Source organism: Streptococcus pseudoporcinus LQ 940-04 (assembly GCF_000188035.1).
Classification (GTDB): Bacteria; Bacillota; Bacilli; order Lactobacillales; family Streptococcaceae; genus Streptococcus; species Streptococcus pseudoporcinus.
Genome location: NZ_AEUY02000005.1, coordinates 1,268,135 through 1,293,464 on the forward strand (window position 1 = coordinate 1,268,135; position 25,330 = coordinate 1,293,464).

Consider the following 25,330-nt stretch of genomic DNA (forward strand, 5'->3'; position numbering starts at 1 on the left):
AAAAATAATGACTTGATTAAGGAGGAATCATGCCTGAATTACCAGAGGTTGAAACGGTTCGTCGCGGTTTAGAAAAGTTAGTTGTTGGTAAGTGTATTGAGTCAGTTACTGTAAAAGTGCCTAAGATGATTGTTTCCAATCCTGAAACTTTTGCCGGTGATTTGGCGGGTCAAGAAATTCTTTCAATTGGTCGGCGTGGCAAGTACCTGATTTTCCGTTTCAGTGATTTACTGATGATTTCTCATTTACGTATGGAGGGGAAATACTTGCTTTTTGAGGGCGCTGTTCCTGAAAATAAACATTTCCATGTCTTTTTCCATTTTAGGGATGGGTCAACATTGGTTTATCAGGATGTGCGTAAATTCGGCACCCTTGAACTGATTGCTCGAGATGGGCTTGATTTGTACTTCAGTCAGAGGAAGCTTGGTCCTGAGCCGACAAAAAATGAGTTTAAACTGAAGATATTTGAGACTGCTCTGCGATTATCCAAGAAGTCGATAAAACCTTTACTCTTGGAGCAAAAGGTGGTGGCAGGTTTAGGCAATATTTATGTGGACGAGGTTCTTTGGGCGGCTAAGGTTCATCCTTTACGGCTTGCAGCAGATTTGAAAAAGGCTGAAATTAAGAGAATCCACGACCAGACCGTTGCTATTTTGGCTTTTGCTATAGATAAAGGTGGGTCAACCATTCGAACTTATCAAAATACGTTAGGTATGGATGGTTCTATGCAAGACTATTTGCAGGTCTATGGCCAAACTGGTAAACCTTGTCCAAGGTGTGGGTCGGCTATCTTGAAACTAAAAGTGGGTGGAAGGGGGACACATTATTGTCCTAAGTGTCAGAAATTATGACCTATATTATTGGTATTACAGGTGGGATTGCCTCGGGTAAGTCCACTCTGGTTAATGGTATTCGTGAAGCTGGCTATCAAGTGGTTGATGCTGACCAGGTGGTCCATACCTTGCAAAAAAAGGGGGGACTATTGTATGATGCTCTGGTGGCGACTTTTGGTGTTGACATTCTTAATGTAGATGGTCAGTTGGATCGTCCTAAGTTATCTGAGATAATTTTCTCCAGTCAAGAAAATAAGGAACTTTCGGCTAAGATTCAAAACCCGATTATTCATGAGGAATTGGCAAGGCTGCGCCAGCAATTAATGAAGACAGAAAATATTTTCTTTATGGACATTCCTCTTCTTATTGAATTGGACTATCAAGATTGGTTTGATGCTATTTGGTTGGTCTATGTCCCTAAGGATATTCAATTAACACGATTAATGGCTCGAAACCAGTATTCTGAAGAAGAGGCTCTTCAACGTCTAGCCAGTCAAATGCCTTTAGAAGAGAAGAGAGCATTTGCAGATAGGGTTTTTGATAATAGTGGGTCCCTTGATGACCTGAAAATACAGCTTTCAGATGCTCTTAAAGACTTGGCTCAGCCAAAAGTTCTTTGACCAGCCATCTTTTGACTAGGGAGTGGTATTGGTTTTGTACTTTGGTTTAGTTACAGAGTGTTTGATTAATGACTAATGTTATGCTGTTAGTTTTGCTGCTTGCACTATTGGATTTAAGTGCACTAATTAGTCTAAGGTATATTGTTTTTCTAGTCACTATTATTATTTTATGCCGTCACCAGTTTATTTTTAAGGTATTTGTTAGGAAGTGGCTAAGATAGATTAACATGATTTTATGTTATAATTGGAATAATAAGAAGTCACTATGGTCCTTAATTGGTTTGAAGGGGAGAAAGAGGTGGACATGGCAACACTAACAATTGCAAAGGGGAAAAGGCCTATTGAATTGCAATTAAATATGTTAAATCGACACGGTTTGATTGCTGGCGCAACTGGTACAGGGAAAACGGTTACTTTAAAAGTTTTAGCGGAACAATTAAGTTTGGCAGGGGTGCCGGTTTTTCTTGCTGACATTAAAGGTGATTTAAGCAATTTAGCTAAAGCTGGTCAAGTCAATGATCAATTACAAAAAAGACTAGATAAACTTGAGATTGGGGACTATCAGCCGCAAGCTTTTCCAGTACGTCTTTGGGATGTTTTTGGTGAGAAGGGATTACCCGTTCGAACAACCATTTCTGAGATGGGACCTTTGATGTTAGCTCGTCTTATGAATTTGAATGATACACAGACAGGTGTATTAACTATTATCTTTAAAATTGCTGATGACTGCGGGTGGTTATTGATTGATTTAAAAGATTTACAAGCTATTTTAAAAGAAGTAGCGGATCATGCGAGTGATTATTCAGGAAAATATGGTAATATAGCTAAACAATCAGTTGGTGCTATTCAACGGCAGTTAGTGACTTTGGAGCAGGAAGGAGCAAATCTTTTCTTTGGTGAGCCTGCTCTTGATTTGGCTGATTTTATTCAGTTAGATGTAGCAAGTGGTCAAGGGGCTATTAATATTCTTAACGCCACTAAACTTTTTAATTCTCCAACTCTTTACACTACTTTTTTACTATGGATGCTTTCTGAACTTTATGAATTACTTCCTGAAGTAGGCGACCTTGAAAAACCCAAAATAGTCTTTTTCTTTGATGAGGCGCATTTGCTGTTCAAGGATGCACCAAAGGTCTTTTTAGATAAAGTAGAACAAATTGTGCGTCTTATTCGTTCAAAAGGTGTTGGGATTTTCTTTGTGACACAAAATCCTTTGGACTTGCCAGAGACAGTGTTAGCTCAACTAGGGAACCGCATTCAGCATGCGCTTCGTGCCTATACACCAAAAGAACAAAAAGCCGTTCGAGTTGCTGCCGATACTTTTAGGCAAAATCCGGAATTAGATGTTGCAACTGTGATTACAGAGCTTGAAGTTGGGGAAGCACTCATTTCAGCTCTTAATGAAAAAGGGCAACCTAATATTGTAGAACGTGCTTATATTATAGCTCCAAAAAGTAGTTTTGAACTGATGTCAGATGGTGAATTGCTGAGCTTAGTTCAGGCTTCTCCCTATCAGAGTAAGTATGCTCGAAGCATTGATCGAGAGTCTGCTTATGAAAAACTGGCAGAAAAGGTTTTAGGTGAAGAAGCAGCTGCAAAAGAAGCAGAGTTAGTAAAGGAGCGAGAAAGAGTTGCAAAAGAAGCTGCTAAAGAGCAGGCTGCAGCTGATCGTGCTGCACGGCGACCTGTCGGCCGACCGCGTAAGTCAGTGGTAGAAAAGGCTACAGATGCTTTTATTAGTACTACTGTGAGGACTATTGGTCGGGAATTAGTGAGAGGACTATTGGGTTCTCTCAGAAAATAATGGATTCCTCTCAGCAAATTTTTCTTTCTATTTTAAATTATGTTATAATGGTCCAAGTAGATTTGGGAAAGAAGTGATGCTTTATTGATGAGAAAGTAATAGAAACTGTTAATTGGAAGCAGAATTTGAAAGTGGCTTGGCTCGGTACCTTCTTTACTGGGGCAAGCTTTTCGCTTGTCATGCCTTTTATGGCGCTTTTTGTTGAAGATCTTGGTGTGGCCAAAAATCAGGTAGAATGGTACGCCGGCCTTGCTGTTGCTATTTCTGCCTTGGCTTCGGCTGTTTTTGCTCCGCTATGGGGGCGTTTAGCGGACCGCTATGGACGAAAGCCGATGATGGTTCGAGCTAGTTTGATGATGACCTTTACTATGGGAGGCTTAGCCTTTATTCCAAATGTCCAATGGTTAATATTGCTGCGGTTACTTAATGGTATCTTTGCTGGTTATGTTCCGAACTCTACAGCATTGATTGCTAGTCAAGTCCCTAGGGAAAAATCAGGTTATGCCTTAGGAACCTTAGCAACAGGAGTTACGGCTGGTACTCTTATTGGTCCCTTAATTGGTGGTGTCTTGGCTGAAATGGTTGGGATTCGTTTGGTCTTCTTACTGGTCGGTATTATTTTGTTAATCTGTACTATGATGACCATTTTATTTGTTAAGGAAGATTTTGAACCGGTTAAGAAAGCACAAGTGGTGCCAACAGGTATTATTTTGAAACGGATCAAGCATCCTAAAATGATGGTTAGCCTCTTTGTAACTAGTATGATTATCCAAATCTCAGCTCAGTCTGTTGCCCCCATTTTAGCGCTTTATATTAGACATCTTGGGCAAGCTGAAAATCTCATGTTTGTTTCGGGCTTAATCGTGTCGTCCATGGGGGTATCTAGTTTACTTAGCAGTTCAATATTGGGAAAAGTGGGTGATGCAATTGGGAATCATCGTATGCTATTGTTAGCCTTGCTCTATAGTTTCATCATGTATTTTTTAACAGCTTTAGCTAGCACAAGCTTGCAACTAGGCTTGCTGCGGTTTGCCTATGGTTTTGGTGTGGGAGCTCTGATGCCAAGTATTAATGCCTTGTTGACTCGTATGACTCCTAAGGAAGGGATTTCGCGGATCTTCTCTTTTAACCAAATGTTTATGAATATTGGACAAGTTATTGGCCCCTTTATTGGGTCTAATGTTGCGATTTTATTGGGTTACCGTTCTGTTTTCTATGTAACTAGTATGATTGTTTTGATTAACCTGATTTGGTGTACCATCAACTTTAGAAAATATATATATGTTAAGGATATTGTGTGAGAGTTAAAATTAATTTAAAGTGTAGTGAGTGTGGAAGTAAGAACTATTTGACCAGTAAGAACAAGACTAACCATCCTGAAAAAATTAAGGTTCCAAAATATTGTCCCAAGGAGAGAAAAGTAACCTTACATATTGAAACTTAGTATGAATTGTGTTAGAATGGGTGAGACTATAGTGGAGGAATGAACATGTACAACTTACTACTCACAGTATTGCTTATTTTATCTGTTGTATTAATAATCGCAATTTTTATGCAACCTCAGAAAAACCCAAGCAGTAATGTTTTTGATAGCAGTGGTTCAGAAGCTTTGTTTGAGCGGACAAAGGCTCGTGGCTTCGAAGCATTTATGCAACGCTTTACAGCAGTACTAGTCTTTTTCTGGCTAGCTATCGCACTTGTGCTTGCTGTTTTATCAAGTAAATAGAGAGTGAGCTTGACAGAGTTGGTCTAGCTCATTTTTTTATGAGACTAAGCCGTGAAAATAGGGATATAAAAATAGAAATTTGGTAGTATGAAAGAAAAAATTATGATGTATTTAAAGGAGCACGGCAAATCAAATATTAATGATATTGCAGCTTCTTTAGGAATGGCGGGAGCTAAAAAATTTCCTAGCCTTATCAAAGAAATATCTAAGATGGAAAGTAAGCGACTTTTACGATTTTCTGATGATGGTTGTATCACCTTACGTAGACAAGGTGACAAGAAAAAGGAAATGACTATTCAGGGTATCTTTAGAGCTAATAAAGCAGGATTTGGTTTTTTACAGGTGACCGATACAGAAGATGACATGTTTATCGGAAAAAACGATGTTGGTTATGCTATTGATGGGGACCTTGTAGAAGTAGTTGTTAAAAAACCAGCAGATCGCCTAAAAGGCACAGCTGCGGAAGCTAAAGTCGTTGGCATTATTGAACGTGCCTTAAGAACAGTAGTTGGTAAATTCATCTTAGATGATGAAAAACCCAAGTATGCAGGCTATATAAAATCAAAAAATCAAAAAGTTCAACAAAAAATTTATATTAAAAAAGAGCCGGTCGTCCTTGATGGGACTGAAATCATCAAGGTTGATATTGAAAAATATCCAACTAGGGGTCATGATTATTTCATTGCGAATGTCCGAGATATTGTTGGCCATCAAGGAGATGTTGGGATAGATGTTTTGGAAGTTTTAGAATCAATGGATATTGTTTCAGAATTTCCAGAAACGGTTATTGCAGAAGCAAATGCTATTTCCGAGGCACCGAGTGCTAAAGATTTGATAGGCCGTGTTGATTTACGTAAGGAAATTACCTTTACTATTGACGGCGCCGATGCTAAGGATTTGGATGATGCTATTCATATTAAGCCTTTGGCTAATGGTAATTATGAACTAGGAGTTCACATTGCTGATGTCTCCTATTATGTGACTGAAGGCTCTGCTTTAGACCAAGAAGCTATTGCACGTGGAACTTCTGTATACGTTACTGATCGTGTTGTCCCAATGTTGCCAGAGTGTTTGTCAAACGGCATTTGCTCTTTAAATCCAAATGTAGATCGGTTGACTCAATCAGCCATTATGGAGATTGATTCTAATGGTAAGGTTTTAAACCATTATATTTGCCAGTCGGTCATCAATACGACTTTCCGAATGACTTACAGTGCTGTTAATGACATGTTGGCTGGTGATGAGGAGACCTTGCAAGAATATGGTGCAATTTCTGAGTCCGTTGAGCATATGGCCAAACTTCATAAGATTTTAGAAACGATGCGCCTTAAGCGTGGAGCTCTGAATTTTGATACTTCGGAAGCGAGGATTCTTGTCAACGAAAAAGGCATGCCTGTGGATATTGTTGTTCGCACTCGAGGAATAGCTGAGCGAATGATTGAGTCCTTTATGCTAGTGGCAAATGAGTGTGTAGCTGAGCATTTTGCGCGTGGGCACTATCCCTTTATTTACCGTGTTCATGAAGAACCAAAATCGGAAAAATTACAAAAATTTATTGATTATGCTAGTGTTTTTGGAATTCAGATTAAAGGAACAGCAGCAAAAATTAGTCAAGAAGCTTTACAAGATTTCATGGCTAAAGTTGATGGTAAACCTGGAGCTGAGGTCCTTAATATGATGCTCCTTAGATCTATGCAACAAGCGCGTTATTCTGAGACCAATCATGGTCACTATGGATTAGCTGCTGATTACTATACGCATTTTACAAGTCCGATTCGTCGTTATCCTGACCTATTAGTCCATCGGATGATTAGGGAATACAGCCAAGCAACTGAAGATAAGCGTGATCATTTTGCCATGATTATCCCAGAGTTAGCGTCTTCATCATCACGTTTAGAACGTCGAGCAATTGATGCAGAACGTATTGTAGAAGCAATGAAAAAAGCAGAATACATGGAAGAACATATTGGTGAAACCTTTGATGGGATTGTCTCTAGTGTCGTTAAATTTGGACTCTTTGTGGAGTTACCAAATACAATTGAAGGTTTGGTTCATGTGACGAGCTTGCCAGAGTATTATAATTACAATGAACGCACAATGACTTTACAAGGTGAAAAATCAGGCAAAGTATTTAAGGTTGGTCAAGCGATTCAGGTTAAATTAGTCAAAGCTGATAAAGAAACTGGTGATATTGATTTTGAATATCAAGCAAGTGATTTTGATATTATTGAAAAATTGACTAAGCCAAAGAAGAGAAATCAAAGAGAAGGTCAGTCCTCATCAGCTGGTCGTCGTAAAAAAGGAGGCAGAGCTTTAGCCCAAACAGATGCTAAGAAAAAGAAAACCTCATCTGTTAGAAAAGGTCAGGCAAAGTCTTCGTCAACTCATAAGCCCTTCTACAAAAAGGTAGCAAAGAAAAAAGTAAAAAGGAAAGGTTAGTTATGGCAAAAGGTGAAGGAAATCTGCTAGCACAAAATAAAAAAGCAAGGCACGATTATACCATCGTAGAAACGATTGAAGCAGGAATTGTCTTAACTGGTACAGAAATTAAAAGTGTTCGTGCAGCTCGGATTCAATTAAAGGATGGTTTTGCCCAGATCAAGCATAACGAAGCTTGGCTAGTTAATGTTCACATTGCTCCTTTTGAACAGGGCAATATTTGGAATCAGGATCCAGATAGGACGCGTAAGCTATTACTTAAAAAAAGGGAAATCCAACATTTGGGAAATGAACTAAAAGGTAGCGGTATGACATTGATCCCCTTAAAGGTTTACCTGAAAGATGGTTTTGCTAAAGTTTTACTTGGCCTTGCTAAAGGGAAACATGATTACGATAAACGTGAAAGTTTGAAACGAAAAGAGCAAGACCGTGATATTAGGCGGGTTATGAAAAGTATTAATACAAGATAATAAGAGCTCCCATTTGGGAGCTCTTATTATCTTGTATTATATGTTAAAAGGGGCTTAATGACCCTACTTGTGATTGATATCAATGACTTCTATTTTATAACCATCTGGGTCTTGGATGAAATAGTAAGGTGCTGATGTTGCTGTTAGTCCCTTAATATCTGTGACGGGATAACCTGCTTGAACATGTTTTTCATAATCAGCTTCGAATTGGTCAGATCCAATTGCAATATGACCATAGCCATTTCCTAAATCATAGGCCTCGTGATCATAGTTGTAGGTTAACTCTAATTCGTAGTCTTCGCCCTCTAAGGCAAGGTAAACCAGTGTGAAGTGTTTATCAGGAAAATCTCTGCGCCTTGTTTCCTTAAAAGGGAAGGCCTTAGTATAGAAGGTGATAGAGTCTTCTAGATTTTTGACACGAATACAAGTATGTAAAGCTTTCATAATAATCTCCTTTTTAGTCAAAATAAGTAATAACTTCTTCACGCGGTTTGCGACTTTGAGGGTGTTTAGGGTCTCGTAAGCGATAACCTAGTGATAGCATGCTAGCAATGCCTTCTTGTTCAGGCTTGATGATGCCATGTTTGGCTAAGATGCTATTAACCTTGTCATAATCAAAACCTTCAATAGGGCAGGAATCAATTCCTATTAGTGCAGCATTTGTCATCATGTTGCCTAAGGCAATATAGGTTTGTTTAGCAGTCCAATCAAAGAGAGCTCGTGGATTATCAGCCATTTTCATATCACGTTTTTGAAAGTCTTCATAGGTTTTTAAACGTTTTAAGATAGCTTCCTCTTCTGTAATGCCTCTTCTCACCAGACTCTGGCGCATTGATTCGCTGTCGTAGCGAGCATTACGTTCTGCTAGTAATAAGATAAAGTGGCTAGCCGTTTCTAGTTGGTATTGGGCGCCCCAAGCAACTTCTTTAATCTCAGCTTTAACGGTTTCATTAGTCAAAACAACAAAACGCCAGCCTTCTAAACCAACTGAGGAAGGGCTTAGCCAAGCAGCATCTAGGATAAGATCTAAATCTTCCTGGGGGATTTTCCGATTATTATAGACGCGTACCGCTGTGCGAAAAGTGTAATTGTCTCTAATGGCTTTTTTGATGTCCTCTGCCATTTTCCACCTCCAAACTTCTACACTCTTAATGATAGCATAATGGCTTTCTGAAAACAAAAATCTGATATGTCATAAGCTTTGCCGTTGAATAAAGGAAAAAGAATGCATTCCCATTTTTGTAACCGCTTGCTAGAATGGTCATAAGAACTGAGAGGAGGACGTCTGATGACAAAATTACCAGATTTATTTTTATGGGGTGGTGCTGTTGCGGCACATCAACTTGAAGGTGCTTGGAAAGAAGGAGGAAAGGGCATAAGTGTTGCAGATGTCATGACAGCAGGCCGGCATGGGATTGCGCGTGAAATTACCGATGGCATTGTTGAGGGTAAATACTATCCTAATCATGAAGCTATCGATTTTTATCATCACTATAAGGAAGACATTGCACTTTTTGCTGAAATGGGATTTAAGTGTTTTAGAACTTCTATTGCTTGGACTCGGATTTTTCCAAATGGTGACGAAGTAGAACCAAATGAAGAGGGATTACAATTCTACGATGATTTATTTGATGAATGTTTGAAATATGGTATTGAACCTGTTATTACCTTGTCACATTTTGAAATGCCCTATCATTTGGTAACAGAGTACGGTGGTTTTACTAATCGAAAAGTCATTGATTTCTTTGTTCGTTTTGCAGAAACGGTTTTCAGGCGTTATAAAGATAAAGTGAACTATTGGATGACATTTAATGAAATCAATAATCAAGCGAATTTTATGGAAGATTTTGCCCCATTCACGAACTCTGGTATTGTGTATAAAGAGGGTGACGATCGTGAAGCCATTATGTACCAAGCAGCGCATTACGAGCTTGTAGCAAGTGCACGTGCGACTAAAATTGGCCATGAGATTAATCCGAATTTCCAAATTGGCTGTATGATTGCTATGTGTCCTATTTACCCTGCGACTTGTAAGCCTTCAGATATTCTAATGGCACAAAAAGCTATGCAAAAGCGTTATTATTTTACGGATGTTCACGTCCATGGCTATTATCCAAATCATATTCTTAAGTATTGGGACCGTAAGGGAATTAAGATTGACATCACAGAAGAAGATACTAAGGACTTAGGTGAAGGCAGAGTTGATTACATAGGCTTTTCTTACTATATGTCCTTTGCTATTGATTCTCATCGACCAAACAATCCTCATTATGATTACTTGGAAACTGAAGATTTAATAAAAAACGATTATGTCAAAGCTTCGGAGTGGGGTTGGCAGATTGATCCTGAAGGTCTTCGTTATTCCCTAAACTGGTTTACCGATAGGTATCATTTACCACTCTTTATCGTAGAGAATGGTTTTGGCGCGATTGACCAGCTTGAAGAAGATGGCATGGTTCATGATGATTACCGAATTGAATACCTGGGTGCCCATATCAAAGAAATGATTAAAGCAGTTGATGAGGATGGCGTTGAATTGATGGGTTACACTCCCTGGGGTTGTATTGACTTAGTCTCTGCAGGAACAGGTGAAATGCGTAAACGCTATGGCTTTATCTATGTTGATAAGGATGATGAGGGAAATGGGACTTATCAACGTTCACCAAAACTCTCCTTTAACTGGTATAGGGAAGTTATTGCTTCAAATGGAGAGTCATTATAAAAGTGAGCTATTTTGATAATGATGAGCGTTGTTTTTTATTACAGTGTCAACGACTTTTAGAAAGTTGTTGAGTGCTTAAAAAAAGAATCCACTTTGGCTTTTTGTGGACTATGTATGGAAAGTATAAAAGATGTGACTATTTCTTTCCGTATTGATACGGAAAGAGAAGACCTTGTCATTGTAAGCGTATACAAATACAATTGGATTATACATAAAGATATTAAGTAGGAGGCAGATATTATGACTAAAGCATTAATTATTTGTGCCGGAGGTATGTCATCATCACTGATTGCTAGAAAAACTCAAAGCTTGCTTGCTGAACAGGGAATTGAAGTGGAAATGAATGCTGTAGGTGTCCCAGAAGGAGCAAAAAGGATTGCGGCGGCAGAATACGACTTATACTTAGTAAGTCCTCAAACAAAAATGCATTTTAAACAATTTTCTGAGGCAGCAAAGAAGGTTGGCAAAGCAATTGTCCAAATTCCACCTCAAGCTTATATTCCTATTCCTATGGGAATTGAAAAAATGGCTGCATTAGTTAAAGAAAACATCTAATTATTTTTCGGATTAAACATTCTGTATAATTAAGATAGGAGATTTTCCAAAAGGAGACAGTATGTTGGGCCAGAAAGAAAAACTTATCTTACAATACCTTTATCAAAATCGTGGCACTTTTGTTACCAGTAAAACATTAGCTGAGCACTTAGCTTGTTCTGATCGAACAGTTAGAACTTACATTAAATCACTTATTACATTTACCGAACAAGAAAAAGGACTGCATATTGTCTCGAAACAAGGACATGGTTATCAGTTAGATTTAGAAAATGAAGCTGATTATTTAAATATTGTTGCTGAAAATCACATTCAAGTTGGGACGGAAAATATTGATATTAATGACCGTCATCATTTCATCATAAATAAATTGATTTTTGAGCAAAAGGAAATATTATTTGAAGATTTGATGGATCAATTATACGTTAGTCGTTCTACTTTGTCTTCGGATTTCAAAAAAATTCGTCATGAATTGGCACATTACGATTTAAAAATTGAAAGTCGCGCCAATAAAGGAGTTTATGTGAGTGGTGCTGAGCACGATAAGCGCCACTTTATTATGGATTACTTCTTCAGCGGCTATTTTTTTAAGAATATTCATCAATATATTGGTGATGATTTTTTCAAACTTCCAATAAGCTTTGAGGAGCTGACCATCATCGTTTTAGATGAATGCAGAAGTCGTTATTTAAAATTATCTGATTTTGTAATCCAAAACTTGATTGTTCATATTGCTTTAGCAATTAAACGGGTTAATGATGGCTTTAAGATTTCACAACTTAAGATTGATCAGAAGAAATTTAAAATTGAGATTTTAGTAGCAACAACTATTTTGAGACGGCTTGAACAGGTAACAGGAATTGATTTTCCAGATGAAGAGATTAATTATATTGCCTTGCATTTAATATCTGAAAGTCTTCATACTGAAAATTTAGACAGTTTGGATCATATCAGTTTGAGGCAAGATTTGCTTGATGCGACAACTGAGCTTGATCATCGTTATGGTTATCGCTTTAGTCAAGATTTTACATTTATTGAAGGGCTTTTAAAGCATTTAGAGGTCTTACTTGAACGCCTACGTCATAAGGTTCGATTGGATAATCCTCTCTTAGATGATATCCAAAGACAATATAAGGAAACATTTTTAAGCTCACGTCGTTTAATGAGCAAAATGAATTATTTTAAAGATTTTGAGTTATCAGATGATGAAATTGCCTACGTGACCTTGCACTTGTTAGCAAGCATTGAGCGTTTTTACCAATATCATAAATTGAACACATTAGTTATCTGTGCCACTGGTTATGGCAGTGCTCAAATGCTTCGCATGCGTTTGGAAAATGAACTAGGGAGACATTTGAATATTGTTAAGTTGGTTGGTTATTATGATCTTACCGATGAAAGATTAGAGGGAATTGATTTAATGATATCAACCATTGATTTATCACATTTGGTTTTTCCAGTACCTGTTATCACGGTTAGTGTTTTCTTAAAGAGCGATGAAGTTCAAATGATTAAAAATCAGCTAGCTGAAATTGATTGTAAACACCATCGTGGCTCTCAAAATACGGAAATCATGACAGATGCCAAGATTTTCGACAATTACTTTTCCAAAGACTATTTTATGGTTTGTCAAAAAGGTGACAAAGAAAGTGTCTTAACGCAGTTGATTACGTTATTAGATACAGAAAGAGATGATCAGTATCGCCAGTCAATGAAAAAAATGATAGCCAGACGAGAGTCCATGAGTACGGTTATCTTTGACCAAGATATTGCTGTACCACATCCTATCAAAGCGATTGACAAACAGGGAAAAATTGGAGTTGCTATTATTCCGACTGGTATTTATTGGGAGGAAGAATTTGAAGCTGTAAAATTAGTCTTTCTGGTTTCACCGTCCATCTATCAAAATGACGGTTTAGCTGAAATGACTCAATTGCTTGTAGGTTTAACAGAATCTACTCAAACTAGGGAGAAATTGATTGCCTGTCAAGATTTTGAAAGCTTTAAACAGATAATATTGGATACAAAATAGGAGAACATAATGACAAATGACGAATTGCAAATGGCTGCTTTTGAAATTATCTTGAATAGCGGGAATTCAAGAACAGTAGTTCATGAAGCATTTGCAGAAATGCGAGAAGGGAACTATGATAAGGCCTCTGAACTGTTAGACGTCGCTAATGAAGATCTTTTACAAGCTCATAAGGCGCAAACTAAGCTTTTACAGGAATATGCTGGGGGTAGGGAAATTAAGATTGAAATTATTATGGTTCATGCCCAAGATCATTTAATGACGACAATGACATTACGTGAAGTTGCTATTGAAATGTTAGCACTCTATAAAAAGATGCAATAGTCTTACATGAGATGAAAGGAAGTTTTGAGATGAAGACAGTAGAAAAAGAGAAAATGGAATCCCTACGTCAAACAAGTGCCCTTAAAACAATGTATTATACTCGGTATTTTATGATTCGTTATGTAGTCACCTTTTTCTTTTTTGCAAACCTTTATTGGGTTATTATGCTTTATCTATCGAAAACTTCAGCTATCATTTTTATTCCAGTCTTATTAGGAATCTTTGCTTTTTTGGCTATATGGGAGCAATTTAAGATGTATAGCACTGACCAGAAAAAAGCCACTGTTACTAAAACTTTCTTTAAAACAACTATTGCGGTGAATAGTTGCTTACTGGTTATGACTCTTGCAGGACAATCCTATATTCTATACCCATTTTTAAACACTAGCTTTGCAAGCAGAATGGTGATAAGCTCACTTTTAGCTGTAGGCATCTTGTTATCATTTTGGATGTTAGTCAAAATTAACCGCATTAATGCCAATAAAGATAGTCAATATGCTCGTATTAATCGTTATTTAGCGTCACTTAAACCTAGCAAACATTATTAATGTCAATAAATGAGGAGGTAAGTTTAATGTTTGAATTTTTAGAGAAGTACCTCATGGGCCCCATGGGAGTGGTATCCACATGGCGTCCTGTGCGTGCGATTGTGGCCGCAGGGATGGCCAGTATTCCCCTTACAATCGTTGGTTCAGCATTCTTGGTTTTAGGAATTATTCCTACAGCTTTTCCATTCCCATTTGTCCAAGATTTATGGGCAAATTCATTCGATAAAATTGCTGCACTGACACTGATTGCTTATAAGTGTTCTATGGGAATTTTAACCCTTTACTTCGCTTTTGTTATTGGATTTGAATACACCAAAATTTATGCAGAAGAAGACGGGTTGAATCTTGATCCGATAAATGGGGGTCTGCTTTCAGTCTTTGCATTCTTTATGACAATTCCAGAAATTACTTTCTCTAAAGGGGCTATGGCATTAGTAGCTAATGAAACAACGATTAACGGATGGTCAGTAGGTGGAGATAGTTTAGCACGTCTTTCAACCTCAGGTCTTTTTACAGGGATATTGATGGCAGTACTAACTGTGCAATTATATAGACTTTGTGTGGTTAAAAATTGGGTAGTTAAAATGCCAGATGCAGTACCAGAAGGTGTATCTCGCTCATTTACGGCTTTGATACCTGCATTTGTTGTAGCTGTAACGGTAATTTTTATCAGTGGGATCTTTATCCTGTTTGGGACGGATATTTATAAAGTCATCGCTATTCCATTTGGCTTTGTTAAAAATATTACCAATTCCATTGGTGGGATTATCGTTATTTACTTTTTGATTCATGCATTATGGCTGGTTGGTATTCATGGTGCTAACATTGTTATGGGACTTGTTAACCCTATTCTATTAGCAAATATGGCAGAAAATGTTAATGGTGCCCACTTTGCCTTTGCTGGTGAATTTACAAATGCTTATGTTACTATTGGTGGTTCAGGTGCAACTTTAGGGGTATGTATTTTTATGGCCCTATTTGCTAAGTCAGAGCAATTAAAAATGTTAGGTCGTGCTTCAATCGGTTCATCACTCTTTAACATTAATGAACCACTTATTTTTGGACTTCCAATCGTTTATAATCCTTTCCTTGCTATTCCATTTTTACTATCCCCAGTAGTGACTGCCCTTGTAGCTTTTATTGTTGTGGATTTAAACATTGTTAAGAAAGCTATTATCCAAACACCATGGCCAACCCCAGGTGGTTTAGGGGCTTACCTTGGTTCAGGTGACATTAAAGCAGCTATTTTAGCTATTGTCTGTGTAGTACTTGCATTCTTGATTTGGTTCCCATTCATTAAATATTACGATAATAAACTTTTAGCTGAAGAAAGAGCTGTAGTAGCCGAATCAGCCAATCTATAATTCACTAAATACCTTAACTCGCTTAGTGAATTAAGGTATTTTATTAATGGAGGCAGCTAGTTATGGGAACATTAGGAATATCCATTTATCCGTCTAAATCGACAATGGTTGAAATGAAAGCCTATATTGATTTAGCAGTGAAATATGGTTATCAACGACTCTTTACATCCATGTTAGAAGTGGCTGATAATGCACAGGCGACTGTAGCTATTTTTACAGAAATTATCCAGTATGGTAATGAAAAAGGACTTCAAACATCTCTAGATGTTAATCCCAAGCTTTTTAAAGCTTTAGGCATTTCATACAATCAGTTGGATATTTTTGCGCAAATGGGGATTGCTAGCCTTAGGTTAGATGAAGCTTTCACAGGTTACGAAGAAGCCATGCTGACACATAATAATCTAGGCATCACAATTGAATTAAACATGTCACGCGGGCAACATTATATTGATATGGTTATGGACTTTGGTCCAAACCCAACTCAGTTAACAGGATCACACAATTTTTATCCACAAGCATTTACAGGACTGTCTTTTGACTATTTCCTCAAAACAGCCAAGCAGTATAAGGCCTACAATTTGAAAACTGCAGCTTTCATTGATAGCCCAGATGGTAAAATAGGGCCGTGGCCTCTCTCAGACCGTATGGTTTCCACAGAAATTCAAAGAGGTATGTCATTAAAAGCCCAGGTTTCGCTTTTGAAAATGTGTGGCCAGATAGACGATATGATACTATCCTCAAGTTTATTATCTGAAAAGGACATCAAAACAGTAGCTGACGCCTATAAAGAGTCCTTGCCGACCTTTCCAGTTACAGTTCAGGAAGAATTATCAGCTCTAGAAAAAGAGATTCTGCTGGAAAATCAACACCTTTATCGAGGAGATAAATCTGATTACATGATTCGTTCCAGTCAAGCTCGTGTCACATACAAAGATAGATCTATCGAACCCTTTAATACTATCCCCATTAAACGTGGGATGATCACCATTGGGAACAATAATGCAGGTCAATATAAAGGTGAATTGCAGATTGCTCTGCAAGATAGGCCCAATAATGGTCGTCAAAATGTGGTCGCACAGCTTTCACCAGAAAATGATATTTTGCTTGAGCTCTTAAAGCTCTGGCAAAGTTTCATATTTATTGAAGAATAAAAAGAGAAGACCAACCTGTCTTCTCTTTTGCTTGAGCCTTAATGCTCATGCTAGTATTAGCAGTCAAAATATTGCAATTCTTTTCTTGTTTTGGTAAAGGCTTGGAAGCCTTCTTTGGTAACATGTCCGCAATCTTCAATCCGCACACCGACTTTTCCAGGAATATAGATACCAGGTTCAATAGAGAAGCACATGCCTTCTTGTATTTCCAGGTTGTTTCCTGCCATAATAGATGGAAATTCATGGACATCCATTCCTAGCCCGTGTCCTAAACGATGATTGAAGTATTCTCCATAGCCAGCTTTTTCAATAACAGAACGAGCAGCAGCATCAACTTCGGCAGCAGTCACTCCAGGCTTAACAAATTCTTGTGCTGTAAGTTGAGCTTCTAAGCAAAGGTTGTAGATATCAATCTTGAATTGATCTGGTTTTCCAACGGCAACAGTTCGTGTCATATCACTCGTGTAACCAAGTGTTTCAACCCCTAAATCAAAGAGCAGTAAGGCATTGTTTTCAATTTTATTGGTACCAGGAATACCATGTGGATTTGCTGCATTATGACCAGTTAAGACCATGGTTTCAAAACTCATTTTACTGATACCCTGTTTCTTCATTTCAAATTCAATTTGGGCAATAATGTCTGTTTCGGTTGCTTCTAAAGAGATATTCTCAAAACCAATTTGTACAGCCTTATCAGCAAATTCTCCGGCAATCATCATCTTATCAATTTCATCAGCAGATTTGAGCAGACGCATATTTTGGATAAAAGGGGTTAAATTTTCAAAATGTCCGCTAAATATCCCTTGTAAACCTTGGAATTTACTGACATTGAGATGATCAAATTCGGCATAGAGGCGTTTAGGGCTTGTATTTGGTAGCACCGCCTTGATTTTTTCCCAGGGATTTTCAGAATCAATGTAACCAAAAACTGGGAAAGTCACTAGCTTTTGAGCCCTAGCAACTTCTAGAGCTGGAACAAAGAGAACCGGAGCTATTTGATCATAGATAAAGAGAAACATTTGTCGCTCATGAGGGTCACAAGCAAAACCTGTTAAATAATTGACTGTAACAGGGTCAGAAAAAATGGCTAATTGCGCTTCTTTTGAGGTTAAAAAATCTTGTATTTGAGTAATTTTTGTCATGAACCATACCTTCTTTCTGCTACTATTTTTCCAAAAAAATGTTAAAAAAGCAAGTTTTCTTTTAAGTATTGAAAAAGTTTTCAAAAATGAGCAGTTAAGACTTGAAAGTGGTTTCAATTCGTGCTAAAATGACTTTGGAAGCGTCATTTTCACAATTAGAAAGGAAGATAAAGAATGAACACAGATGATACTATCACGATTTACGATGTTGCTCGTGAAGCTGGTGTTTCAATGGCAACTGTTAGCCGTGTTGTAAATGGAAATAAAAATGTTAAAGAAAATACACGTAAGAAAGTATTAGAAGTTATCGATCGTTTGGATTATCGCCCTAATGCAGTTGCTCGTGGTCTTGCAAGTAAAAAAACAACAACAGTTGGAGTAGTTATTCCTAATATTGCTAACGCCTACTTTTCAATCCTTGCTAAGGGAATTGACGACATTGCAGCCATGTATAAATATAACATCGTTTTAGCTTCAAGTGATGAAGACGATGATAAAGAAGTTAATGTTGTTAATACCTTATTTGCTAAGCAAGTTGATGGCATTATTTTTATGGGACATCATTTAACTGAAAAAATTCGTGCAGAATTTTCACGGTCTAGAACCCCAATTGTATTAGCTGGAACTGTCGATTTAGAGCATCAGTTGCCAAGTGTCAATATTGATTATAAAGCAGCTGTTTCTGAGGTAGTTGATATTTTAGCAGAAAAACATCAAAACATTGCTTTTGTATCAGGGCCATTAATTGATGAAATCAATGGTAAGGTAAGACTCTCTGGCTATAAAGAAGGCTTGAAGCAAAATAAATTGGACTATAAAGAAGGCCTTGTTTTTGAAGCTAACTACTCTTATAAAGACGGCTTTGAGTTAGCACAAAGGGTTATCAACTCTGGGGCAACAGCTGCCTATGTAGGGGAGGATGAACTAGCAGCAGGCTTATTAAACGGTCTCTTTGCAGCAGGCAAGAGTGTTCCAGAAGACTTTGAAATTATTACAAGTAATGATTCCCCAGTCGTAGAATATACCCGTCCAAATCTAAGTTCAATTAGTCAACCTGTATATGATTTGGGTGCCGTAAGCATGCGTATGTTAACTAAAATCATGAATAAAGAAGAGTTAGAAGAAAAAGAAATTTTGTTAAATCATGGCATTAAACGTCGTGGCACAACGAAATAAAGATACTGCCACTTGCTGGCAGTTTTTTTATAAGAGGGAGAACCGATGACAAATGAATTATTGTTTCAGGCCTTTGAATGGTATTTGCCAGATGATCACTATCATTGGAAAAGGCTCAAGGCCTCCATTCCAGAAATGCAAGAATTAGGGATTAGTAAAATGTGGTTACCCCCTGCCTTTAAAGGGACAGGTAGTAACGATGTTGGTTATGGCATTTATGATTTATTTGACCTTGGTGAATTTGATCAGAACGGAACAATTCCCACAAAATATGGAACAAAAGAGGACTACCTCAATCTTATTAATTCCTTAAATGAAGCTGATATTATGCCGATTGCTGATATTGTCTTAAACCATAAAGCCAATGGCGATCAAAAGGAAACCTTTTATGTGCTAAAGATGGATCCTGAAAATCGTCAACAATCCCTTTCAGAACCCTATGAAATAGAAGGTTGGACCGGTTTTAATTTCCCGGGTCGAAAAGATAAGTATAATGAGTTTAAATGGCATTGGTATCATTTTACAGGTATTGATTATGATGCTCGTCACAATGAAACTGGCATCTACATGATTACTGGTGATAATAAAGGTTGGGCGAGCCAAGAAGTCGTGGACAATGAAAAAGGTAATTTTGATTATCTCATGTTCTGTGATATTGATTTCAAGCACCCAGAAGTTCAGGAACATTTAAGAGAATGGGTGAAATGGTTTCTTGAAACAAGCGACGTTAGAGGATTTCGTTTAGATGCTATCAAACATATTGACGCTACTTTTATGAATCATTTCATTCGTTACGTGCGTGAAAATGTCGCTCCAGAGCTATTTGTTTTTGGTGAATACTGGAAAGATAGTGCCGATGCAACTAATCATTACTTAGAAGAAGTTGACATGCAGTTTAATCTGGTTGATGTTGCTTTACATATGAATTTCTTCCAAGCGAGCAAAAGCGGGAACCAATTCAATATGGCAACACTTTTAGAAAATACCATGATGCAAGCAAATCCAGAATTTGCGATTACTTTTGTTGATAATCATGATACTCAAAGCGGGCAAGCATTAGAATCTCAGGTTGAAGATTGGTTTAAACCTCTAGCTTATGGCTTTATCATGTTACGTCAAGAAGGGACACCATGTGTCTTTTATAGAGATTATTATGGTTATCAAGGGGAACATGGGCAAATGGCCTTTAAAGACACTATTAGCAAACTAGCTCAGTTGCGAAAAAAACTAGTCTATGGTCAACAAGTAGACTATTTTGATCATGCTAATTGTATAGGGTGGACAGAACTTGGTAATGATGAGACGAATGCTTGTTTAGCAGTTCTTATGACAAATGGGGATCGTGGTTGGAAACACATGGAAGTTGGGAAACTCTATGCTGGACAAACTTTTGTTGATTATCTAGGGAACTGCTCTGAGGAAATTATTATTGGAGAAGATGGCTGGGCTGATTTTATAGTTGAGCCAGGTTCCATTGCAGCTTGGATTCCCAAAAATGCGAGCATCTAACTAAAAAAATTAGCCTCTGGCTGATTTTTTTGCTATCTAGTGAAAAATCCTTTAAAATAAGCTATAATAGAGACTATGAAAGTCTTACTCTACTTAGAAGCTGAAAATTACTTAAAAAAATCTGGCATTGGCCGTGCTATTAAGCACCAAATAAAAGCATTAACTTTAATTGGTCAAGCCTTTACGACTAATCCAAAAGATGATTATGATTTGGTTCATATTAATACTTATGGACTAGCTAGTTGGCTATTAATGGTAAATGCACAAAAAAAAGGGAAAAAAGTGATTATGCATGGTCACTCAACCGAGGAAGATTTCCGTAATTCCTTTATTTTTTCCAACTTAGTATCGCCTTTATTTAGACGCTACCTTTGCTTATTTTATCGGAAAGCTGATGCCATTATCACTCCGACTATTTACTCTAAATCTTTGATTGAAAACTATGGTATTCGAAAACCAATTTATGTTATTTCAAACGGTATTAATTTAGAGCAGTATGGTGCAGATCCGCAAAAAGAACGTATTTTTCGGGATTATTTTCATCTAAAATCTGGACAGAAAGTCGTTATGGGTGCAGGGCTCTTTTTCAAACGCAAAGGAATTGATGATTTTGTTGAAGTTGCTAAAGCTATGCCTGATGTTCAATTTATTTGGTTTGGTGAAACTAATAAATGGGTCATTCCTGCTGAAATGCGACGGATTATTGAAAAGGAACATCCAGCTAATGTCATTTTTCCTGGCTATATAAAAGGGCCAGTCTATGAGGGAGCTATGACTGGTGCTGATGCCTTTTTCTTCCCGAGTCGTGAGGAAACTGAAGGGATTGTGGTTTTAGAAGCCTTAGCGAGCCGTCAGAATATTGTTTTGCGTGATATTCCAGTTTATTCGGGTTGGGTCAACCAAGAGAGTGCTGAATTAGCTAGTGATGTGTCAGGTTTTGAAGCAGCCTTGAGACGTATATTCTCTGGTGAATCCCATAAAGTTGAAGCTGGCTATCGGGTTGCAGAAAGCCGGAGTTTGGAAAAAATTGCTGCTGAGTTAGTAGACACTTATCAAAAAGTAATGGAGTCATAAGATGCGAATTGGTCTATTTACAGATACCTATTTCCCACAAGTTTCAGGTGTAGCTACGAGTATTAGAACTTTAAAAGATGAGCTGGAAAAAGAAGGGCATGAAGTGTATGTCTTTACTACAACTGATCGTAATGTTAAGCGATTCGAAGATCCTACAATTATTAGGCTACCAAGCGTTCCTTTTGTGTCCTTTACGGACCGTCGAGTAGTATACCGTGGCCTTATTTCCTCTTATAAAATAGCCAAGCAGTATGATTTGGATATCATTCACACCCAGACGGAGTTCAGTTTGGGATTGCTTGGTAAAATGGTTGCCAAGGCTTTAAGAATTCCAATTGTTCATACCTATCATACTCAGTACGAGGATTATGTGACTTATATTGCAAATGGTAAACTGATTCGACCAAGTATGGTTAAACCTATATTGAAGAGCTTTTTGAAAGAAGTGGATGGCTTAATTTGCCCTAGTCCCATTGTTTCAAACCTTATTGATGATTACCAAATTGCTATCCCTAAACGGGTCATTCCTACTGGGATTGAGTTAAAAAAATATATATGCAATGATATTTCAGATGATGATATCAGTGATTTGAAAAAACAGTTACAGGTTCGAGAAGATGAAACTATCCTTTTAAGTCTATCTCGAATCTCTTCTGAAAAAAATATTCAAGCTATTGTTAAACAGATGCCTGATATTTTAGCGGCTAATCCAAAAGTAAAACTTCTTATCGTTGGTGACGGGCCTTATTTAGAGGAGTTAAAAGATATGGCGACTGCTTTAGGTGTTGATGCTAATGTTATTTTCACTGGTATGATACCACATGATAAGGTTAGTCATTATTATAAGGCCTGTGACTTCTTTATCAGTGCTTCAACCAGTGAGACTCAGGGGTTAACCTATATTGAAAGTTTGGCCTGTGGTAAGCCAATTATTGCTCATGGCAATGCCTATTTAGATGAACTCGTTTCTGACAAAATGTTTGGGACCTTATACTACCATGAGTCTGATTTGGCAGATGCTGTATTGGACGCAATTCTTGAGACACCAAAAATGTCACAAGATTTACTTGAACAAAAACGTTATGAGATTTCTTCTGAACATTTTGGCCAATCTGTCTATACTTTTTATCTAGATACCTTAATTAACAAAAGTGAACGTGACAAACAGAAACTTAGTTTAAGAATTACGAGTTCTAGCAAAAGAGAATCAATTAAGCTTGTCCAATCAGCGCGCCAGCTACCGACAAGGGCTTTTAAAGCTACAGCAGTTACATCTGCGAAAGTAGTTAAAGCTCCTCTTAAGATGGTTAATGCTATTCGTGATTTCTTAGAATAGTCATAGAATTGCTAGCTGAGCTTTATCTGGAGAGAAGAAGAAGGTGGTAAAACTTCTTGAAGGGGCAAGTGATTTATGACATGTTAGTTGGCTAAAAGGGGAAAACTTTTTACTTTATCCTTCATTGTTCAGGTATTTTTGGAATCACTCTTGAAATTTTAGAAATTATTGTTATAATAACAAAGAAGACAAGTTGGTTTAGCAACATCTATCTAAGCGAGTGCTGGTTGGTGAGAAGAGCACATGATGCCTAAGCTGATACTCCTTCCAATGATTTTATGCAAACATAAAAGGGTGGTTCCCTTATAACCAATCAGAGGTGTCTGGCTTTTTGCCATACACAAATGAAGGTGGAACCACGTTGCGACGTCCTTTTTAGGATGGCGCTTTTTTGTTTTCAGAAGCGTGGAAGAAAGAATAAAGGAGAGAAAAATGATTAAGATTACTTTTCCAGACGGTGCAGTTCGTGAGTATGAATCTGGCATCACAACATTTGAAGTAGCCCAATCCATTAGTAATTCCTTGGCTAAAAAAGCTTTGGCCGGAAAATTTAATGATCAATTAGTGGATACGAATCGTCCACTTGTCGAAGATGGGAACATTGAAATTGTTACACCAGACCATGAAGATGCCTTTGACATTTTACGTCATTCCGCTGCTCATTTATTTGCGCAAGCAGCAAAGCGTCTTTTCCCAGATATTCATCTAGGTGTAGGCCCAGCCATTGCTGATGGTTTCTATTATGATACCGATAATCAAGCGGGACAAATTTCGAATGAAGATCTTCCTCGTATTGAAGAAGAAATGAAAAAAATTGTTAAGGAAAACCATCCCTGTATTCGTCAAGAAGTTTCTAAAGAAGAAGCCTTAGAAATCTTTAAAGATGATCCATATAAAATAGAATTAATTAATGAACATTCAGACGATGCTGCTGGCTTGACGATTTATCGTCAAGGTGAGTTTGTGGATTTGTGTCGGGGACCTCATGTGCCATCTACAGGAAGGATCCAAGTTTTTCATCTTTTGAATGTTGCTGGTGCTTATTGGCGCGGGAATAGTGATAATCCTATGATGCAACGTGTTTATGGTACAGCTTGGTTTGATAAGAAGGATCTTAAAGCTTATTTGACACGATTAGAGGAGGCTAAAGAGCGCGATCATCGTAAACTTGGTAAAGAATTAGATCTCTTTATGGTCAATCCAGAAGTTGGACAAGGGCTACCATTTTGGTTACCAAATGGTGCAACTATCCGTCGTACTCTCGAACGCTATATCACTGATAAAGAATTAGCTTCTGGTTATCAACATGTTTACACACCACCGATGGCTTCAGTAGACTTTTATAAGACGTCTGGACACTGGGACCATTACCGTGAGGACATGTTCCCAACTATGGATATGGGTGATGGTGAAGAATTTGTTCTTCGTCCAATGAACTGCCCACACCATATTGAGGTCTATAAGCACCATGTGCATTCTTACCGCGAGCTACCTATTCGAATTGCTGAGCTTGGTATGATGCACCGCTATGAGAAATCAGGTGCCCTATCTGGACTTCAACGGGTCCGTGAGATGACTCTAAATGACGGGCATCTCTTTGTAACACCAGATCAAATCCAGGAAGAATTCCAAAGAGCTCTCCAGTTGATTATTGATGTTTATAAAGACTTCAATCTGACAGACTATCGTTTCCGACTTTCTTATCGTGATCCTAATGATAAAGAGAAATATTTTGATAATGATGAAATGTGGGAAAAAGCGCAAAGTATGCTAAAAGCAGCACTAGATGAAATGGGAGTTGACTACTTTGAAGCAGAGGGAGAAGCAGCCTTCTATGGTCCTAAATTAGATATTCAAGTAAAAACAGCACTTGGTAACGAAGAGACCTTATCAACTATCCAGTTAGACTTCTTACTTCCAGAGCGTTTCGACCTTAAATACATTGGTGCTGATGGTGAAGAGCACCGTCCTGTCATGATTCACCGTGGGGTCATTTCGACAATGGAACGCTTCACAGCTATCCTAATTGAAACCTATAAAGGCGCTTTCCCGACATGGTTGGCACCACATCAAGTAACAGTTATCCCAATTTCTAATGAAGCTCATGTGGACTATGCTTGGGAAGTAGCTAAGCTTTTACGTGATAAAGGGGTTCGTGTTGATGTTGATGACCGTAATGAGAAAATGCAATACAAGATTCGGGCATCACAAACAGGTAAAATTCCCTACCAATTAATCGTGGGAGATAAGGAAATGGATGAAAAATCAGTTAACGTTCGTCGTTACGGAAGTAAAGTCACACAAACTGTAGCTATCTCAGAATTTGTGGATACAATTCTAGCTGATATTTCCCGAAAATCACGGCCAGAAGTAGGATAGACTAAGCCAGTTTAAACAGGAATACCTCAAAAGTGAGAGAAACCATCTCACCTTTGGGGTTTTTTATAATGATATAAGCTAATTATGGGAAGCGGTTGCAGGAAGCAAGTTAGGATGATATAATAAATT

General features: G+C 37.7%; 23 protein-coding genes. 20 read left to right on the forward strand and 3 right to left on the reverse strand.

Annotated features, from left to right (window positions below):
- Positions 1 to 29 precede the first annotated feature (29 nt).
- The 8 genes from mutM (at position 30) to smpB (ending at position 7,892) form a co-directional block, all read left to right on the forward strand.
- Positions 30 to 851, forward strand: a complete 822-nt coding sequence (gene mutM, locus STRPS_RS07630) for a DNA-formamidopyrimidine glycosylase (protein ID WP_007895825.1) — start codon at positions 30 to 32, stop codon at positions 849 to 851.
- Positions 848 to 1,453: a dephospho-CoA kinase gene (gene coaE / locus STRPS_RS07635; RefSeq protein ID WP_007895875.1), complete on the forward strand. Its 606-nt coding sequence runs from the start codon at positions 848 to 850 to the stop codon at positions 1,451 to 1,453. The genes mutM and coaE overlap by 4 nt, the downstream gene beginning before the upstream one ends.
- A 304-nt stretch (positions 1,454 to 1,757) precedes the next feature.
- Positions 1,758 to 3,257 carry a helicase HerA-like domain-containing protein gene (locus STRPS_RS07640; protein WP_037599016.1) on the forward strand — a complete coding sequence of 500 codons (1,500 nt, stop codon included), beginning with the start codon at positions 1,758 to 1,760 and terminating at the stop codon, positions 3,255 to 3,257.
- 131 nt (positions 3,258 to 3,388) lie between these two features.
- On the forward strand, positions 3,389 to 4,558 hold the full coding sequence (locus STRPS_RS07645; RefSeq protein ID WP_303660000.1) for a multidrug efflux MFS transporter: 1,170 nt from the start codon (positions 3,389 to 3,391) through the stop codon (positions 4,556 to 4,558).
- Positions 4,555 to 4,701: a 50S ribosomal protein L33 gene (gene rpmG, locus STRPS_RS10455; RefSeq protein WP_077323081.1), complete on the forward strand. Its 147-nt coding sequence runs from the start codon at positions 4,555 to 4,557 to the stop codon at positions 4,699 to 4,701. The genes STRPS_RS07645 and rpmG overlap by 4 nt, the downstream gene beginning before the upstream one ends.
- A gap of 45 nt (positions 4,702 to 4,746) precedes the next feature.
- Positions 4,747 to 4,983 carry a preprotein translocase subunit SecG gene (secG, locus tag STRPS_RS07650; RefSeq protein WP_007895702.1) on the forward strand — a complete coding sequence of 79 codons (237 nt, stop codon included), beginning with the start codon at positions 4,747 to 4,749 and terminating at the stop codon, positions 4,981 to 4,983.
- Positions 4,984 to 5,070: 87 nt separating this feature from the next.
- Positions 5,071 to 7,422, forward strand: coding sequence for a ribonuclease R (rnr, locus tag STRPS_RS07655; protein WP_007895715.1), 2,352 nt, complete (start codon positions 5,071 to 5,073; stop codon positions 7,420 to 7,422).
- Between the two features lie 2 nt (positions 7,423 to 7,424).
- Positions 7,425 to 7,892: an SsrA-binding protein SmpB gene (gene smpB / locus STRPS_RS07660; RefSeq protein ID WP_007895772.1), complete on the forward strand. Its 468-nt coding sequence runs from the start codon at positions 7,425 to 7,427 to the stop codon at positions 7,890 to 7,892.
- Positions 7,893 to 7,955: 63 nt separating this feature from the next.
- Here smpB and gloA read toward each other — a convergent pair whose 3' ends face one another.
- Together gloA and STRPS_RS07670 are read right to left on the reverse strand one after the other, a co-directional pair.
- The gene (gene gloA, locus STRPS_RS07665; protein ID WP_007893538.1) at positions 7,956 to 8,336 is read right to left on the reverse strand and encodes a lactoylglutathione lyase; all 381 of its coding nucleotides are present in this window, start codon (positions 8,334 to 8,336) and stop codon (positions 7,956 to 7,958) included.
- Between the two features lie 13 nt (positions 8,337 to 8,349).
- Positions 8,350 to 9,015 (reverse strand): NAD(P)H-dependent oxidoreductase, encoded by a 666-nt coding sequence (locus STRPS_RS07670; protein ID WP_007893507.1) that lies wholly within the window; start codon positions 9,013 to 9,015, stop codon positions 8,350 to 8,352.
- Between the two features lie 165 nt (positions 9,016 to 9,180).
- Here STRPS_RS07670 and STRPS_RS07675 point away from each other — a divergent pair, with 165 nt between their 5' ends.
- From STRPS_RS07675 to STRPS_RS07705, 7 genes are all read left to right on the forward strand, one after another.
- Positions 9,181 to 10,614 carry a 6-phospho-beta-glucosidase gene (locus STRPS_RS07675; protein ID WP_007893513.1) on the forward strand — a complete coding sequence of 478 codons (1,434 nt, stop codon included), beginning with the start codon at positions 9,181 to 9,183 and terminating at the stop codon, positions 10,612 to 10,614.
- A gap of 237 nt (positions 10,615 to 10,851) precedes the next feature.
- Positions 10,852 to 11,169, forward strand: coding sequence for a PTS cellobiose transporter subunit IIB (locus STRPS_RS07680; protein ID WP_172605001.1), 318 nt, complete (start codon positions 10,852 to 10,854; stop codon positions 11,167 to 11,169).
- Between the two features lie 61 nt (positions 11,170 to 11,230).
- Positions 11,231 to 13,198: a BglG family transcription antiterminator gene (locus STRPS_RS07685; protein WP_007893517.1), complete on the forward strand. Its 1,968-nt coding sequence runs from the start codon at positions 11,231 to 11,233 to the stop codon at positions 13,196 to 13,198.
- A gap of 9 nt (positions 13,199 to 13,207) precedes the next feature.
- The gene (locus STRPS_RS07690; RefSeq protein ID WP_007893468.1) at positions 13,208 to 13,522 is read left to right on the forward strand and encodes a PTS cellobiose transporter subunit IIA; all 315 of its coding nucleotides are present in this window, start codon (positions 13,208 to 13,210) and stop codon (positions 13,520 to 13,522) included.
- A gap of 29 nt (positions 13,523 to 13,551) precedes the next feature.
- The gene (locus tag STRPS_RS07695) at positions 13,552 to 14,070 is read left to right on the forward strand and encodes a hypothetical protein (protein ID WP_007893522.1); all 519 of its coding nucleotides are present in this window, start codon (positions 13,552 to 13,554) and stop codon (positions 14,068 to 14,070) included.
- A 26-nt stretch (positions 14,071 to 14,096) separates the two neighbouring features.
- On the forward strand, positions 14,097 to 15,434 hold the full coding sequence (gene celB / locus STRPS_RS07700; RefSeq protein ID WP_007893472.1) for a PTS cellobiose transporter subunit IIC: 1,338 nt from the start codon (positions 14,097 to 14,099) through the stop codon (positions 15,432 to 15,434).
- Between the two features lie 62 nt (positions 15,435 to 15,496).
- Positions 15,497 to 16,585, forward strand: a complete 1,089-nt coding sequence (locus STRPS_RS07705) for a DUF871 domain-containing protein (protein ID WP_007893518.1) — start codon at positions 15,497 to 15,499, stop codon at positions 16,583 to 16,585.
- 56 nt (positions 16,586 to 16,641) lie between these two features.
- Here STRPS_RS07705 and STRPS_RS07710 read toward each other — a convergent pair whose 3' ends face one another.
- Positions 16,642 to 17,727: an aminopeptidase P family protein gene (locus STRPS_RS07710; RefSeq protein ID WP_007893493.1), complete on the reverse strand. Its 1,086-nt coding sequence runs from the start codon at positions 17,725 to 17,727 to the stop codon at positions 16,642 to 16,644.
- A gap of 174 nt (positions 17,728 to 17,901) precedes the next feature.
- Between STRPS_RS07710 and ccpA the strand changes: the two genes are divergently transcribed.
- The 5 genes from ccpA (at position 17,902) to thrS (ending at position 25,201) form a co-directional block, all read left to right on the forward strand.
- Positions 17,902 to 18,903, forward strand: a complete 1,002-nt coding sequence (ccpA, locus tag STRPS_RS07715; protein WP_007893523.1) for a catabolite control protein A — start codon at positions 17,902 to 17,904, stop codon at positions 18,901 to 18,903.
- A gap of 45 nt (positions 18,904 to 18,948) precedes the next feature.
- On the forward strand, positions 18,949 to 20,412 hold the full coding sequence (locus tag STRPS_RS07720) for an alpha-amylase (protein ID WP_007893470.1): 1,464 nt from the start codon (positions 18,949 to 18,951) through the stop codon (positions 20,410 to 20,412).
- Between the two features lie 75 nt (positions 20,413 to 20,487).
- Entirely contained in the window at positions 20,488 to 21,486 is a 999-nt protein-coding gene (locus STRPS_RS07725; RefSeq protein ID WP_007893543.1) for a glycosyltransferase family 4 protein, read from the forward strand.
- Between the two features lies 1 nt (position 21,487).
- The gene (locus STRPS_RS07730; protein ID WP_007893529.1) at positions 21,488 to 22,822 is read left to right on the forward strand and encodes a glycosyltransferase family 4 protein; all 1,335 of its coding nucleotides are present in this window, start codon (positions 21,488 to 21,490) and stop codon (positions 22,820 to 22,822) included.
- A 432-nt stretch (positions 22,823 to 23,254) separates the two neighbouring features.
- Positions 23,255 to 25,201 carry a threonine--tRNA ligase gene (thrS, locus tag STRPS_RS07735; protein WP_007893530.1) on the forward strand — a complete coding sequence of 649 codons (1,947 nt, stop codon included), beginning with the start codon at positions 23,255 to 23,257 and terminating at the stop codon, positions 25,199 to 25,201.
- Positions 25,202 to 25,330: the final 129 nt, after the last annotated feature.